The sequence below is a fragment of the Oleidesulfovibrio alaskensis DSM 16109 genome (assembly GCF_000482745.1).
Taxonomy (GTDB): Bacteria; Desulfobacterota; Desulfovibrionia; order Desulfovibrionales; family Desulfovibrionaceae; genus Oleidesulfovibrio; species Oleidesulfovibrio alaskensis.
Genome location: NZ_AXWQ01000017.1, coordinates 35,591 through 49,742 on the forward strand (window position 1 = coordinate 35,591; position 14,152 = coordinate 49,742).

The window sequence follows — 14,152 nt, forward strand, 5'->3', positions numbered from 1 at the left end:
CCTGCGTGATACAACATGCGAAAAACAGAAAAAAAAACCGGCAATTCACCAGACGCCGGCACCATGCACCTTGTAGAAGTAGTGGACGCTCTGGGACGCCCTCTGCTGGTTATGCCAGCAGAATCGGTCCATCGGCAAGGGCTTAACCATAAAATCATCCTTGTGCTGCTTTACGACCTGCAAGGCAGACTGTACCTGCAAAAGCGCGCCGCCTCCAAGACGGTCTACCCCGGCAGATGGGATCTTTCCGCCACAGGACATGTGCAGGCCGGCGAAGCCGCCATGGACGCAGCCGTACGTGAACTGCGCGAAGAGCTGGGCGTTGAGCCGGTCAGCATCAAGGAGCTCTGCAGAGTCGCAGCCTGCGCCGAAACCGGCCATGCGTTCACCACCCTGTTCACAACAGGACGCATTTCAGCCGTCCCTTCTCCCAACCCGGCAGAAGTTGCCGAGGGAATGTTCATCAGTGCGGATGATCTCGATGCCACTGTCAACCACTTCGGCGAAATGCTCACTCCGGCTGTTCACTGGGCGTACACCAACGGTTTTCTGTTCCGACGGTCTGCATAAACACCACTACACCGCCAGCAGGCCGGCAGCGGCCCCGTGCAGCACCCCGTTGGTAGCCAGAATGCCCAGCGGATCAAACGCATATGCACTCCGGCCGTCAAAAGCAGTGACACGCCCGCCCGCTTCCTCCACCAGAAGCCAGCCGGCAGCGGTGTCCCACGGTTTCAGTCCGCGCTCATAAAAAATATCGTAATGGCCGGCAGCCAGATAGGCAAGATCAAGCGCAGCGGCACCATAACGGCGCACACCTCTGCATTGTTCAAGGCTGTTTTTCAGCCATGCCAGCACATCCCCGCTTTCTTCCGCCACCGAATAAGGAAAACCGGTGGCCACCAGCGCATCAGCCAGAGAACCGGTGGTTGTAACCCCCAGCCGCACAGGAGCGGCATCTGAACCGCCGCACTGCCGCCAGGCCCCTGCGCCCCGCACGGCCCAGAAGCATTCGCCCATCACAGGGTTATTCACGATGCCCGCCACAACCTTTCCGTCGTGCCACAGCCCCAGTGACGTGGCTACAAAAGGCAGCCCGTGGGCAAAATTTGTCGTCCCGTCCACCGGATCCAGAATCCATGTCCATTTGCCCAGAGAAGCGTCGGGAGAAGTCTCTTCACCCAGAAAAACGGCATCGGGAAGAATGCGTTTCAGCGCATTGCGCAGAAACTCTTCCACAGCGAGGTCAGTGGCTGTCACCAGATCGATCCTGCCTTTGAACCTGATCGTGCGGGGCTTATGCCAGTGTTCCAGTATAATGCCGCCCGCCTCACGCACCGCATTTTTTGCCGCTGCACATAATTCTTCTGTCTGCTGCATCTGCGCCCCGTAAAAAAAGCGGCCTTTCAGCCGCTTCATCTTGTTATAATTCAAGGCTAGTTAACATAAACTCTGCTGTAAAATTTCTTATCATCCAGAGTTCTGCCCGTGCCCCGCACAACCGTGGTAAGAGGCTCGGAATCTATGGTGACCTTCAGTCCCGTCTCTGCCGTGATCAGGCGGTCAAGCCCCTTGAGCAGGGCACCGCCTCCCGCCAGAAGAATACCGTGTGTCACAATGTCGCCTGCAAGCTCAGGCGGAGTTTTTTCAAGAGCCTTGCGGACGGCCATGACTATAGCTTTCACGGGGTCCTGCAGTGCCTCACGGATTTCAGAGTCAGTCACCTCCACCGCTTTAGGAGTGCCGGTAACCATATCTTTACCGGATACACTCATGGAAAGCGGTTCGGGCAGTTCAAAGGCCGAGCCCACGGTCATCTTTATCCGTTCGGACATATTCTCGCCGATAAGCAGCTGGAAACGTTCCTGCATAAACCGCTGCACAGCCTGGTTCATGGCATCGCCGGCGACGCGCACTGATTCTGCATACGCTATGGCGGAAAGTGAAATAACCGCCACTTCAGTGGTGCCGCCGCCGATATCAACAACCATGCTGCCAAACGGCTCGTTAATGGGCATATCAGCGCCTATGGCCGCCGCCATGGGTTCTTCTATCAGCTTGACATCGCGTGCGCCTGCCTGCTGGGCAGATTCGATAACCGCACGCTTTTCCACCTGCGTTATCCCCGTGGGCACGCAGATGACAATTCTGGGCTTGGCCATGCTCATCCCGGAAATAACCTTGCGGACGAAATACGCTATCATCTGCTTGGTCACTTCGAAATCAGCGATGACTCCGTCCTTCATGGGACGGATGGCCCTGATACGCTGCGGAGTTCTGCCAAGGAACTCCTTGGCCTCCTTACCCACAGCCAGCACGGTGTTGCGCTGCTGGTCTATGGCAACCACAGAAGGCTCGTTAAGAACTATGCCCTCGGTTCTGGTATACAGCAGCGTGTTGGCCGTACCCAGATCCATGGCCAGGTCCTTGCCCAGGAACCCGAAAAGTTTTCCAAACATTATATATCCCCGGAGGTGGTGGTATCAGAAGGTTCGCGTGCTCCGGAACCGGCCGCACGCTGCTGACCGAGCTCGTTTTCCAGATCGTGCAGCTGGCTTCTCAGATACAGATTTTCAAGAAACAATGCCAGATGCCCGGCGGCCATTTGAGAAAAAATCCTGACTTCGTCTGAAACTTTTCTAGGCGTTTCGTGCGCCAGACACAGTACGCCCCGCGTTCTTTTATGAACATGCATAGGCAGACAGATAACACTGTGAAACTGAGGTGTCACAGCATCTTTGCCAAACAGCGGCGCCACCTGAGACCCGGATGCGTTGCTGTCCGTTATCACAGGCGTGCCGTTTTTAAATACCCAGCCGATAAGACCGGCACCCAGCGGCAGCTCGCTTGCTGCATGGGCATTCTCAAAAGGTCTGGTCTGCCCTTCCACAAAATATGTTCCCGCTTTTTCGTCAAGAACACAGAAATACGCGTGGCTGAAGCGGGCTGTTTCCGCAACTATGGACAGAAACTGCGCGAGAAAAGGCTTCCAGCGGGTCACACGCTTGCGCAGCTCGTAAAGAAGCTGCAGGGCGTTGTAATAAGATGAAACACTCGCTTTTTCTTCAATGGCGCAGGAGCTGTCCTTCATGTCGACAATCAGTTCTCCGAACAGCTGAAGAATTTTCTGATCCTTGTCGGAAAAAGAGTACTGCCGCTTGCTGTCAAGACAGATCGCTCCCATGCCCTTACCCAGCGGATACCCCATGAACGCCTTGATCTTGGATTCCTCGTTCTGCATGTAATAGCCAAGGAAACACTGCCGCTGATCAAAATTGTTCACCAGCATGGGCTGCTGGTTCCGCAGTATCCAGCCCACAAGCCCCTGCCCGGGCATGATGGTGCAGGCGGGGTTTATCTTGTCACCCAGGCTGAATCTGGCAGCGACGGAATATGCTTCTCCGCTTCCTTCCGGAAGAAAAAGCACGGAGGAGTACGCATCAAAAACGCTGCTGATGATGCCGAGAATATGCTGATAGCAGGAATTAGTGCTCATAGAATTAGTGACCGATACATGCCGCCGGACAGTCGGGCCGGAATAAATCCGGCGCGAACCGGACGTTGAGACAGTCGGGACAAAACTACCTTTACAAGACATCAGGACGGCTTTCAATGCCGGTCTGCAAACTTACGCGCTTAAAGAGACGTTCAGCAGTGTGAAAACTTCACGGAACCGGCACTATCATTCAAAAAACAATTTTTTGTAGAATATTTTTAGAAAAAAAACTAACATAAAAGATAGCCGGACATGACTGACGGCACACGTGCGGCTTTAGTATTTCATCACATTTATACCGCCACCTTTGCACATATGCTTACACGCTGGGAAGATTCATTCAGGGAGTGCGGCCTCCCGTGGAAGGACGATGTCTCGTTTGACGAGCCGCTTTCCGTCACGTCCCTTGACCAGCTGCGAGACTTCCTTGACGTAGTTCACATACGCCATTGCCTTCTGCGTCCCTTTTTTGAGCAACAGGATTACCCGCTCATCGATTCCAGAGAGCTGCTGCCCTCGTTTGAAGGCGATCTCATTGAATATAAAAATCTGCCGGGGTTCTGCATGGTGGCTTTCGGCAGACCCATGAACTACTTTCAGGAAATTTTCCAGTACGACAAACTGCACAGCCTGCTGGATGTGACCGGCAAAGCCGAAGGACAGGCATGCCCGCTGGAAAACAACATCATTGTGCAGAACACGACAACTCTGCAGAACAGACTGCCCAAATCCCTGCACGATGAGTTTCGCTCACGCTTCGGCAAGACTGATGTTTCACAGCTGGAGTACTACCCCGCACTCATGCCGCTGCTGCTTGAAATGGACCGGGGGCAGGTCATGGCGCAGGACAGTTTCGGCTTTTATCATCTTGCCGGCGTCTATGCCTCATTCCCTTCCGACCTGGATTCGGAAATCAAGCGGTTCGGCCTGCACATCGGCAAATTTGCCGTAGGTGACAACGAGCTGTACGAACGCAACCGCCTTTTCGTCTACCAGTTTTTAATGGAACTGTACGGCTTTCCCATTGTGTCCGAACGACGCACCTCAAGCGCGCTTTTTGCGCGCCGTCTGCACAAGCTTGGTGAACACTTCATGGTACGGGTGCTGGGACAGACCGACAGAACCATCACAACCATCAAAAACGGTTCGAACCTGCGGCATTACCCCACTGTGGACAAAATAGCACTGGTTCCCGTGGAACCAGAACAGACCGATGCCATAGCCGACCTGGCACAAGGCGGATACTTTGTCGACGAAAAGCGGCGCGTCATCATACTCAAGGTTACGTACCGCCAGCATAAATTCAATGCCGACAACGTGCGGCAGGAGCGTGCTCTTTCGGTTGAAAGGCAGGAGGTCATCCATCCGGTAACGGGGCAGACACTTACGCATCTCAATATCATTAAAGATACCAGCAATATGTTCCTGCGCCTGAACGATATTGTGCGTGGTGAGTATTCCGGCAGAATAATCTACAAGCGCAATGAAATCATCGAGAACACCGATACAGACGAAAAACGCCTGAAATTCCTGTACGCATGGCTTTCCAAACATCAGCGCAGAATCATCGGCTACAGTGATGAATTTTATGCCAATGTTGTAAAAGTTCTGGACAATTACCTTCTTTCGCCGGACAGATACGAGGTGTTCGGCAGCATGCACGAACTGTATCAGGAAGTCTGGTCCAAATACAGCTACATCCAGCAGGCGCGCAAAGTACGCTACCTTGAAGATATTCAGGACAGAATATATAAGGGCGAGCGTATTTCATACGGCACCATGCTGCGAGAGGCCGTAGAGTTGCTGCGCAACCTCAAATTTGAAATAGTCAGCTACTTTGACCAGCTGGTAGCCAGTGTCATCGCCACCGGCGAATCCATGCTGAACGACCGTTATCTTGTCAGAAATTATATTGAAAAACGTGACGAAGAACTGACGGAATACGGGCGGGACATAAAACGCCTTTACGGCAAACTGGTGGCGCTCATTGACGAGTTCAGAGCCATACGCCGCTCGCGCCGGGAATAACCGTCCGCCTACCTCACACCACTCCTGCGGCGCAAGCCGCAATGACCGCAAGGAGAAATGCCTTGGCCCAACTGCACACCACCCCGCTTACAGCATGGCACCGCGCACACGGCGCTAAAATGGCCCCCTTTGCCGGCTGGGATATGCCCATCCAGTATTCCGGCATCATTGCCGAACACCAGCACACCCGCAATGGCGCATCGATTTTCGATATCTGCCATATGGGCGAATTTCTTCTGAAAGGCGAAGGAGCCCGCGAAGCGTTGTCACAGGTGGTCACCCACAATCTGGCCACCCTTGCACCGGGCAAGTGCCGGTACGGCTTTCTGCTCAACGAACAAGGTGGCATTCTTGACGACCTGATCGTCTACTGCCTGAACACCGACGAGTACATGCTGGTGGTCAACGGTGCCTGCACTGAAAGCGATTTCGAGTGGATACAGTCCCACATGCCCGCAACTGCCGTGCTGGACGACGTTTCCTCCGCCACGGCAAAAATAGACCTTCAGGGCCCTGAGTCCTTGAATGTACTGGAAAAATGCTTTGCCCGCGATTTCCGCTCACTGGGCTATTTCGGATTTGAACAGGTGACACTGGACGGTGCCTGCGTCATTGTAAGCCGGACCGGATACACAGGCGAACTCGGGTATGAGTTTTATCTGCCCTGGACAAAAGCCCTGATGCTCTGGGAACTCCTGCTGCAGGACAGCCGTGTGCAGCCCGCCGGTCTCGGGGCCCGCGACACGCTGCGGCTGGAAGTTGGCCTGCCTCTTTACGGTCAGGATCTTGATGCCGCGCACACCCCTGCCGAGGCGGGATACGGCATGATGCTGAAATCAGAAGCGGCTTACATAGGCAAAGGAAAAGATACTCAAATCAGAGAGCAGCTCATTCCCCTTATTATCCGCGGAAGGCGCAGCGCCCGTCACAATGATATAGTCACCCTGCCCGACGGCCGGGAAGTGGGCGTTGTCACCAGCGGCTCTTTTGCACCATCTGTGGGCAGCGCTGTGGCTCTGGCGTATATCAACGCAGAATATGCAGACAGGCAGAAATTCCTTGTGCAGGCAGCCCGTACGGCGCTTGAAGCTGAAAAAGCCGACCTGCCTTTTTATAAAAAAGGCACAGCGCGCATCAAGCTGTAACCACAGAATTCCGAAGGCTCCACCTTTTACAGGCACGGCTTTCCGTGCCTTTTTTCATAGAGCTTATGAGAACGTTTTTTCTTTCACCGGACGAATGGGACAGACAGTGCACTCTTAGAGGCTCCGAAGCACACCATATGATAAAGGTGCTGCGGATGCGTGCAGGAGACACCTGCCGGATTCTGGACGGCAAAGGCCGTGAAGGCTTATTCATAATACGCGGTATGGATAAAAACAGTGTGCAGCTGGAGCTTGCAGAAACTGTCATGCACCCCGAACCGCATTCGCGCGCGTATATTGCCCTGGGCTGGGGCAAATCAGTAAGGCGCAGCTGGATTTTTGAAAAGGCAGTGGAGCTGGAAGCTGCGGGAATCTGGCTGTGGCAGGCGGCACGCAGCCAGTCAAAAATGCCTGACATGACAAAAGAAAGCTGGCACAGCCAGCTTGTTGCAGGTGCAAAGCAATGCGTCAACCCATGGATTCCCGAACTGAAATCGGTGGCCGCTGGGGTGACCGGACTGGTCGAACTGGCTCAGGGCTTTGACCGTAAATTCATTCTGTGGGAAGGAGAAGCCAGAGAAGCGTTGCTGTCTGGCGAAACCCTCGGCACTTCAGGTGACACTCTGTTTGTAATAGGCCCCGAAGGCGGCTTCGCAGATGACGAGGTCAGCCTGCTGAAAGAAAGCGGCTTTGCAGCCGCCAGTCTGGGCAACAGAATACTGCGCTGGGAAACGGCGGCACTTCTTTGCCTTGGGCTGCACTTCTGGAGCAAACAACGATAAACCGGAGCATTCCCCTGTTACACCTGACACAACCACAGCAGCCCCTGCCGGAAAAAATCCGGCCGGCCGATCTGGAAGGCTTTGTCGGACAAACACACCTGCGTGACAGGCTGCGGGCGCTTATGAACGCCTCGCGTCTGCCCAGTCTGTTGTTTTTCGGCCCTCCGGGCTGTGGCAAATCAACCATAGCACTGCTGCTTGCCCGCAACACCGGCCAAAAATACATCCGTATCAGCGCGCCGGAAGCCGGTCTGCAGCAGCTGCGCAAGTCTCTGGCGGGAGTCCGCATCCTTGTGCTGGACGAACTGCACCGATTTTCCAAGGCGCAACAGGACTTTTTCCTTCCCGTGCTGGAAAGCGGCGAAGTCACACTGCTTGCCTCCACAACGGAAAATCCTTCTTTCAGCGTAACGCGGCAGCTGCTTTCCCGAATGCATGTTCTGCGACTGAAACCGCTGGCCCACAGCGACCTGCTGACTCTGGCCCGCAGAGGAGCCGAGGCTCAAGGCGCTGCACTGAAAGACGATGTGTGCGAAATGCTTGCCACGGTGGCCCATGGCGATGCCCGCACACTGCTTAATCTGGTGGAGTATGTCGCCGGACTGCCCGAAGAAAAACAGACCCCCGAAGCCGTTAAAGCTGCTCTGCCAGAGCTGGTCATGCGTCATGACAAAGACGGCGACAGCCATTACGAAATTGCTTCAGCGCTCATCAAGTCCATCCGCGGAAGTGATCCCGACGCGGCTCTTTATTACCTTGCCTGCCTGCTTGAAGGCGGAGAAGACCCGCGTTTTATCTGCCGGCGGCTCATTCTCTCCGCATCGGAAGACATAGGTCTTGCAGACCCGCAGGCTTTGCCGATGGCTGTATCCTGCCAGCAGGCAGTTGAATTTGTAGGCATGCCCGAAGGCTTTATTCCGCTGGCGGAAACCGCCGTTTATCTGGCTCTGGCACCCAAAAGCAACAGCACATATGCAGCGTACCTCAATGCCTCGAAAGAGATACGGCTGAACGGTCCCAAACCTGTGCCCATGCATCTGCGCAATCCTTCCTCCAAGCTCCAGAAAGACTGGGGCTACGGCAAAGGGTATCTGTACCCGCACAACTATCCCGAAGGCTGGGTGGAACAGACATATCTGCCGGACGGATTGCAGGAGCGGGCTTTTTACCACCCCAGAGAAAACGGCCATGAACAAAGGATGGCCGCGTGGTGGCGCCGTCTGCGCAGGCCCCGCCGTACAGGAAAATAGCACTATGCCGGCAATACGTTACAGTGTTATCACACCCAGCCGCGGCGACCGTCCCGCAGCACTCGCACACGCCATAGACAGTGTTTTCGCAGCGGCAGACAACGCCGCATTGCCGCATGAACAGATTGAGGTGCTGGTTGGCTTTGACGGGGTGAAGGGCAGACGCGTGCATACCTCTTCAAGTATCCGCTATTATGACTTCCCTGCGGATAACGACTACGGAAACGCCATAAGAAACGGTCTGCTGAAAGCCTCCAAGGGGACGAAAGTGCTGTTTCTAGATGACGATAATGCTCTGACAGAACAGGCATTTGCCGTATACGAATGTTTTACGCACATAGAGATGCTCGTGGCACGCATCGATATCAGCAGGGCTCACCCGAAGCCGTGGATTCCCGTAATCGAGCAAGGTAAGGAGCCATTCTTTCAGGGGAACGTCGACCCGCTCTGTCTCTGCCTTTCACGCGAGCTTGTGACTGTGCGCTGCGGTGGCTGGCTGGGCACTGGTTACGAAGCAGACTATCTCAACATGTTCCGTTATTTCAGGCGGACAAAGAGTATTCACTACACGGAAAAACTTGTCGGAATATACGACGCAGGACGAGGGCTTGATGACGGCGCGCTGAACTTCCGCCAGCAGGCACTGCTTTCCTGACAGACCATGGAGATACCAATGAAAAAAATCATGCTGTTTCTGGCTGTAGCTTATTGCGCCTTCATGCTGAACGGCTGTGCCGTTTATAAAGCCAGCGTGGATGAACGCCCCATCAAAACCATTTACAACGATGAAGTCATCACCGCCAACATCATGGCCGCATACCTTAAAGACGATGCCAAAAAAATTCTTGATATTTCCCCGGCATCTTATGAAGGCCATGTGTATCTTGTCGGAGAATATGCAACCGATTACCAGAAGCAGCGGGCCATCGAACTGGCGCGGAAGACCGATGGAGTCCGCTCTGTCACCTATTACCTGCTGCCCAAAAAAGCCGGCAGCAGCTGCGGTACCACGGACAATATTGAAATTCAGGCCAAAGTGGATGCCAAGCTGATCGCTGACGACCGCATCTGGTCTACCAACGTGGATGTGAAAGCCGTGCAATGCAATGTGGTTCTTCTCGGCATTGTGGGCACACAGCAGGAAATTTCCAGATCAGTGGCGCATGCCCGCAGTGTTCCGGGCGTTCGCAGTGTCCGCTCTTATCTGCGTGTGAAATAACTACGCAAAATATACCAGCCGGAAGCATACACATGAATACGGATGTACATGACTTTACCGACGACTATCAGACACCGGAAGGCAGGGCCGGTGTTTTTTCATCGTTATTTCCCAATGTAAGCTTTTACCTGCGCATGGCTCTCACGGTGCGTCACGCTGCAGCATTGAGCAAAAAAAACTGCTATGACAGCCAGCAATGGGTCCGCAGCAGCCTGAGAATAGTCCATGCACTGGAACGCGCCGGCGGCTCGGTCATCACAGAAAACACTAAAGCTTTCAAAGCAGCTCAGGGGCCTTGTGTTTTCATCGGCAACCACATGAGCACCCTTGAAACGTTCATTCTGCCCTGCATTATCCAGCCTCACAAAGACGTGACATTCGTCGTTAAGCAGAGTCTTGTTGAGTATCCTTTTTTCAAGCACGTACTGCTGACCCGCAACCCCATTACCGTAACCCGGACTGCGCCGCGCGAAGATCTGAAAGCAGTTCTTGAGGGCGGAGAACAGAGGCTGGCTCAGGGACTTTCAATTATCGTTTTCCCGCAAAGCACCAGAAGCTACACACTGGACCGCACACTTTTCAATTCCATAGGCATAAAGCTGGCAAAACGGGCGGGAGTGCCCGTGGTGCCCGTGGCTCTGGATACCCGGGCCTGGGGCATAGGAAGGCTGTGCAAAGATTTCGGAAGTATTCGCCCTTCCATTCCGGCCAGATTCCGGTTCGGCGACCCCATAACCGTCCACGGAACAGGAAAGAACGAACATGCTCAGGTATGCGACTTTATAGAGGACGCGCTGACCCGGTGGCGCACCCAGCCTGAAGACACTCAGAAAATCATTGAGTGATTGAACACTTTTTTCTTGTGAAGTTTTTGTCATAAGCCTTGACAAGCCGACAGGCGGGCGTTACCTCTTTATCTACCAACTTGGTTGAATAAACAATCAGCGCTTTCCTGTCCCGAAGCACTTCCGCAACGCTAAAGGACAAAGCGGGTGCTCACTCAATTTTTCTGCTTAACCAGAATTATTATCAGGCGCCGGTTTCCGGAAAACGCTCCTCACAGGCCTCTCACGAGGCCTTTTTCTTTTTCTGAGAACCATTGTCAGCGAGCATGACTGATTGACTGATGAATACAAGTAATATAAAGCATTACAACCTGAGTGAAGAAGAAGTTCAGTAAGAGCGCTTCTTGGGCGTAGGAGCGGTTCTTACCTCCCTGCCAACCTAAAAAGACGGGCACTGCTATGACAATGACAAAAAAAGACGCGCTGCTGCTGGCAGCGAAGGAACTCTTCGGGGAGTACGGTTACTCTGAAACCACATTCAAAAAAATTTCCGAACGGGCCGGAGTGGCACTGGGGTTACTGACACACCACTACGGCAACAAAGAAAAGCTGTTCCTCGCAGCCGGTCTGGACGTGCTGGACAGATTTATAGTCTATCTGCAGGACGCATGTGCCAAGGGTAATAACGGCTACGAATCCGTCATGAACTTCTGTCGCGCGTATCTTGACTTCTCCATCGACAAAAACGAGCACTTCATGGTTCTTGTACGCTGCTCACCTTACAGCGATATGAAAACCAAAACAGACCGCGACATAATGTACGAAAAGTTCAATCAGGCTCCACGGGAACTTGAATATCATGTCCGCCGCGGCATTGAGGACGGTTCGCTGAAGTCTCTGCCCGCCTACGAAACTACCACGGTTCTCACCTGCAACCTTGTCGGCTCTATCCGTACAAAACTTCTCACTCCTTATGCCCCCCCTTCTCTTTATGATGATGTGCTGGAATTCATTTCCAGAAGCATCAAAGCCTGATGATAAAAAAGGGGGTGCCCAAAGCACCCCCTTTTCTTGTAACGCATAAAAACGCGGCGGCTATTTGCGCCTTGTTATAACAAGGGGAATACAATGCCGCTCTCTTGATTCTTCCCGCGTCCTGCCAAGTTCCCACTGCAACTCCTGTACAGGTACCCCGGCTGCAGCCGCAATCTGTTCCACAACTCCGGCAACACCGATAACGGGATGGCGTGAAAAAACCTGAGGCAGACCATAGGTCAGATTGCAGGCAAGACACATTCCCGGCTTTTCTTCCAGAACAAAAGCAAATTCCAGAATGCCGGAACTGGCGGAAACAAACTCCAGCCGGATGGTATAAGCTCCCTCTTCCGCTCCGCCGAACAATGCGTCAAAAAACGCATCGGTCCGTTCAGCAGGAAAAAGAGCTGCCATTTTTTCAGCAGTAAAAACAGCTTGTGCATTTTCAATCATAGCATACCTTCCTTGCAATAATACCGGAGCAGATATCCGGACATCCCGCCTACCATGTAACCATCAGGCTATGCAAGAGAACCCTGCTCCGATATACCGGCAAGCAGCGAAAGGATATCATGATCGAGCCGGATATCCTCATGTGGCAGATTCTCTTTCCGAAAGCGGGCCGCAAGCAGTTCAGGCCGGCATGGCACACAGGTTTCCAGCAAACCGGCTTTCCACCCTAAAAAACCGACAAGCGCCTGCGGTGCAACGCCTGCTTCACGCAGCCTGCGCAGTTCGAAGTGACCGTGACGCTTGGCCAGCCTTTCTCCCTCCGCATCAAGGACAAGGGGGACATGAATATATGCCGGCGGTTCGGCTCCTATGGCCTCATAAATAACAAGCTGCCGCGGCGTACAATGCAGAATATCACGCCCGCGGACGACCTGATTGACCTGCATTGCGGCATCATCCAGCACAACGGCAAACTGATATGCAAAAACTCCGTCAGACCGGCGGACAGGAAAATCCCCGCCCCATTCAGCAGGAGCATACCTCTGCCTGCCGTACACTGCATCCACAAAAGTCCGCGGCTTCTCCCCACAGCGCATACGCTGTGCAGGTGCCCGCCCGGAAGCTTCACGGTGCCGTTGCCCGGCTGCATCAAGGTTGCGGCATGTTCCCGGATAAACAGGAACATGCTCCCCCAGATGCGGAGCAGACGCCATGGACCGTAGTTCCTTACGGGTGCAGTAACACGGATACACTTTACCGCTGCGGATAAATTCATCAAGCACCTGACCGTAATACCCCAGCCTGTCACTCTGCCTGTAGGGGCCAAAGGCCCCACCGCTGTCGGGGCCCTCGTCCCAGTCAAGGCCCAGCCACTTAAGGTCCTCTACAATTCCAAGCTCAAATTCCCTGCGCGACCGGTCAGGGTCGATATCTTCCATGCGCAGAACAAGACTTCCCCCCTCAGCCCGCACGGCAAGCCATGCGATCAGAAAGGCCCATGCGTTTCCTATATGAAGATACCCTGTCGGACTGGGAGCCAGCCGTCCCCGAACGCCCATAACAGCCTCTTTTACATCTCTGTGTTAACAATTAAAGCAACCGCTCGCCTGAAGCAGAACCTGCTTACGCTCTTGCCGGTATTTCAGCAAACTTGACAAGTCGCCTTTCGTCATATATCCCCCAACATCTCCGGCGCTCGTAGCTCAGTCGGATAGAGCGACGGCCTCCTAAGCCGTAGGCCACAGGTTCGATTCCTGTCGAGCGCACCATTAAAAACAAGGGGTTAACACTTACAAAAAGTGCTAACCCCTTTCTTTTTGCTAACCTATAGCTAACAGTCGCTAGCAAAAGCTTTCTTTTTCACCACCAAAAACCCGCCTACACGCTACCTCATAATACCCGTTATCCATCTCAACGCCGATAAACTTGCGGCCTGTAGATAGGGCCGCTGCCCCTGTCGAGCCGGAACCCATGAATGGGTCAAGCACTACTCCGCCTTCAGGGCTAATGGCCAGCAGGTCTACCAGTAGAGGAAGGGGTTTTTCTGTCATGTGCTGTTTCCGCTGGTGACTAACAATGGAATGCTTAAACACGCCGGGAAGGCACTGGCGGTGGCACGGCTGAAACTTGCCCTTAACGCCTACCAGCACATATTCACACTGATTCCTGAAGCCGCCTAAGGTCGGCCGGGCAGTCGGCTTATCCCACACAACAATATTGCGCCACAGCCAACCGCCAGCTTGCAGGGCATCAGTCATGGCAGGAAGTTGCCGCCAATCTGTGAATGTCATCAGTACAGAACCGGGCTTGCTAACACGGTAGCACTCTGAAAGCCACAGTGTTGCCCATGTGATAAACGAGCGTTGATCCCGGTTGTCACCGTGAAAGTCGTGGTGCTTTTTTTGAGCATCTGAACTTTGATACTTTACGCTTGGGGGCTGTTGCCGTTGTCCGGCGTAT

Annotated in this window: 15 protein-coding genes and 1 tRNA gene; 10 read left to right on the forward strand and 6 right to left on the reverse strand. The window is 53.8% G+C overall.

Annotated features, from left to right (window positions below; genetic code table 11):
* Positions 1 to 15: 15 nt before the first annotated feature.
* On the forward strand, positions 16 to 570 hold the full coding sequence (locus tag H586_RS0111030; protein ID WP_011367897.1) for an NUDIX hydrolase: 555 nt from the start codon (positions 16 to 18) through the stop codon (positions 568 to 570).
* A 6-nt stretch (positions 571 to 576) separates the two neighbouring features.
* On the opposite strand, the gene H586_RS0111035 is transcribed toward H586_RS0111030, so the two are convergent.
* From H586_RS0111035 to H586_RS0111045, 3 genes are read right to left on the reverse strand one after another with little or no spacing between them, the layout of a single operon-like run.
* Complete coding sequence (locus tag H586_RS0111035; protein ID WP_027182052.1) at positions 577 to 1,380, reverse strand: inositol monophosphatase family protein; 804 nt, start codon at positions 1,378 to 1,380, stop codon at positions 577 to 579.
* A gap of 56 nt (positions 1,381 to 1,436) precedes the next feature.
* Positions 1,437 to 2,459 carry a rod shape-determining protein gene (gene mreB, locus H586_RS0111040; protein ID WP_011367899.1) on the reverse strand — a complete coding sequence of 341 codons (1,023 nt, stop codon included), beginning with the start codon at positions 2,457 to 2,459 and terminating at the stop codon, positions 1,437 to 1,439.
* The gene (locus H586_RS0111045) at positions 2,459 to 3,496 is read right to left on the reverse strand and encodes a GAF domain-containing protein (RefSeq protein WP_027182053.1); all 1,038 of its coding nucleotides are present in this window, start codon (positions 3,494 to 3,496) and stop codon (positions 2,459 to 2,461) included. Before H586_RS0111045 ends, mreB begins: the two co-directional genes overlap by 1 nt.
* A 315-nt stretch (positions 3,497 to 3,811) precedes the next feature.
* Between H586_RS0111045 and H586_RS0111050 the strand changes: the two genes are divergently transcribed.
* The 8 genes from H586_RS0111050 to H586_RS0111085 all read left to right on the forward strand — a co-directional run bounded on the left by H586_RS0111050 (position 3,812) and on the right by H586_RS0111085 (position 11,740).
* Entirely contained in the window at positions 3,812 to 5,524 is a 1,713-nt protein-coding gene (locus H586_RS0111050) for a hypothetical protein (RefSeq protein ID WP_027182054.1), read from the forward strand.
* 62 nt (positions 5,525 to 5,586) lie between these two features.
* Complete coding sequence (gene gcvT, locus H586_RS0111055) at positions 5,587 to 6,669, forward strand: glycine cleavage system aminomethyltransferase GcvT (RefSeq protein ID WP_027182055.1); 1,083 nt, start codon at positions 5,587 to 5,589, stop codon at positions 6,667 to 6,669.
* Between the two features lie 65 nt (positions 6,670 to 6,734).
* Positions 6,735 to 7,451, forward strand: a complete 717-nt coding sequence (locus tag H586_RS0111060; protein ID WP_027182056.1) for a 16S rRNA (uracil(1498)-N(3))-methyltransferase — start codon at positions 6,735 to 6,737, stop codon at positions 7,449 to 7,451.
* A gap of 23 nt (positions 7,452 to 7,474) precedes the next feature.
* Positions 7,475 to 8,701 (forward strand): replication-associated recombination protein A, encoded by a 1,227-nt coding sequence (locus H586_RS0111065; protein WP_034619189.1) that lies wholly within the window; start codon positions 7,475 to 7,477, stop codon positions 8,699 to 8,701.
* Between the two features lie 4 nt (positions 8,702 to 8,705).
* Positions 8,706 to 9,356 (forward strand): glycosyltransferase family protein, encoded by a 651-nt coding sequence (locus H586_RS0111070; RefSeq protein ID WP_011367905.1) that lies wholly within the window; start codon positions 8,706 to 8,708, stop codon positions 9,354 to 9,356.
* Positions 9,357 to 9,374: 18 nt separating this feature from the next.
* Positions 9,375 to 9,920 (forward strand): BON domain-containing protein, encoded by a 546-nt coding sequence (locus H586_RS0111075; RefSeq protein ID WP_011367906.1) that lies wholly within the window; start codon positions 9,375 to 9,377, stop codon positions 9,918 to 9,920.
* 32 nt (positions 9,921 to 9,952) lie between these two features.
* On the forward strand, positions 9,953 to 10,765 hold the full coding sequence (locus H586_RS0111080; RefSeq protein WP_027182058.1) for a lysophospholipid acyltransferase family protein: 813 nt from the start codon (positions 9,953 to 9,955) through the stop codon (positions 10,763 to 10,765).
* A gap of 399 nt (positions 10,766 to 11,164) precedes the next feature.
* Positions 11,165 to 11,740, forward strand: a complete 576-nt coding sequence (locus H586_RS0111085; RefSeq protein ID WP_027182059.1) for a TetR/AcrR family transcriptional regulator — start codon at positions 11,165 to 11,167, stop codon at positions 11,738 to 11,740.
* Between the two features lie 60 nt (positions 11,741 to 11,800).
* Here H586_RS0111085 and H586_RS0111090 read toward each other — a convergent pair whose 3' ends face one another.
* Both H586_RS0111090 and gluQRS read right to left on the reverse strand, forming a co-directional pair.
* A complete protein-coding gene (locus H586_RS0111090) occupies positions 11,801 to 12,193 on the reverse strand; it encodes a hypothetical protein (protein ID WP_011367909.1) in 393 nt (130 codons plus the stop codon).
* A 68-nt stretch (positions 12,194 to 12,261) separates the two neighbouring features.
* Positions 12,262 to 13,251 carry a tRNA glutamyl-Q(34) synthetase GluQRS gene (gene gluQRS, locus H586_RS0111095; RefSeq protein WP_027182060.1) on the reverse strand — a complete coding sequence of 330 codons (990 nt, stop codon included), beginning with the start codon at positions 13,249 to 13,251 and terminating at the stop codon, positions 12,262 to 12,264.
* A gap of 133 nt (positions 13,252 to 13,384) precedes the next feature.
* On the opposite strand from gluQRS, the gene H586_RS0111100 reads away from it, so the two are divergent.
* Positions 13,385 to 13,461 (forward strand) — tRNA-Arg (locus H586_RS0111100).
* A gap of 72 nt (positions 13,462 to 13,533) precedes the next feature.
* On the opposite strand, the gene H586_RS20470 is transcribed toward H586_RS0111100, so the two are convergent.
* Positions 13,534 to 14,152 (reverse strand): DNA-methyltransferase (locus tag H586_RS20470; protein ID WP_034619192.1); only part of this gene is annotated, 619 nt, incomplete at its 5' end.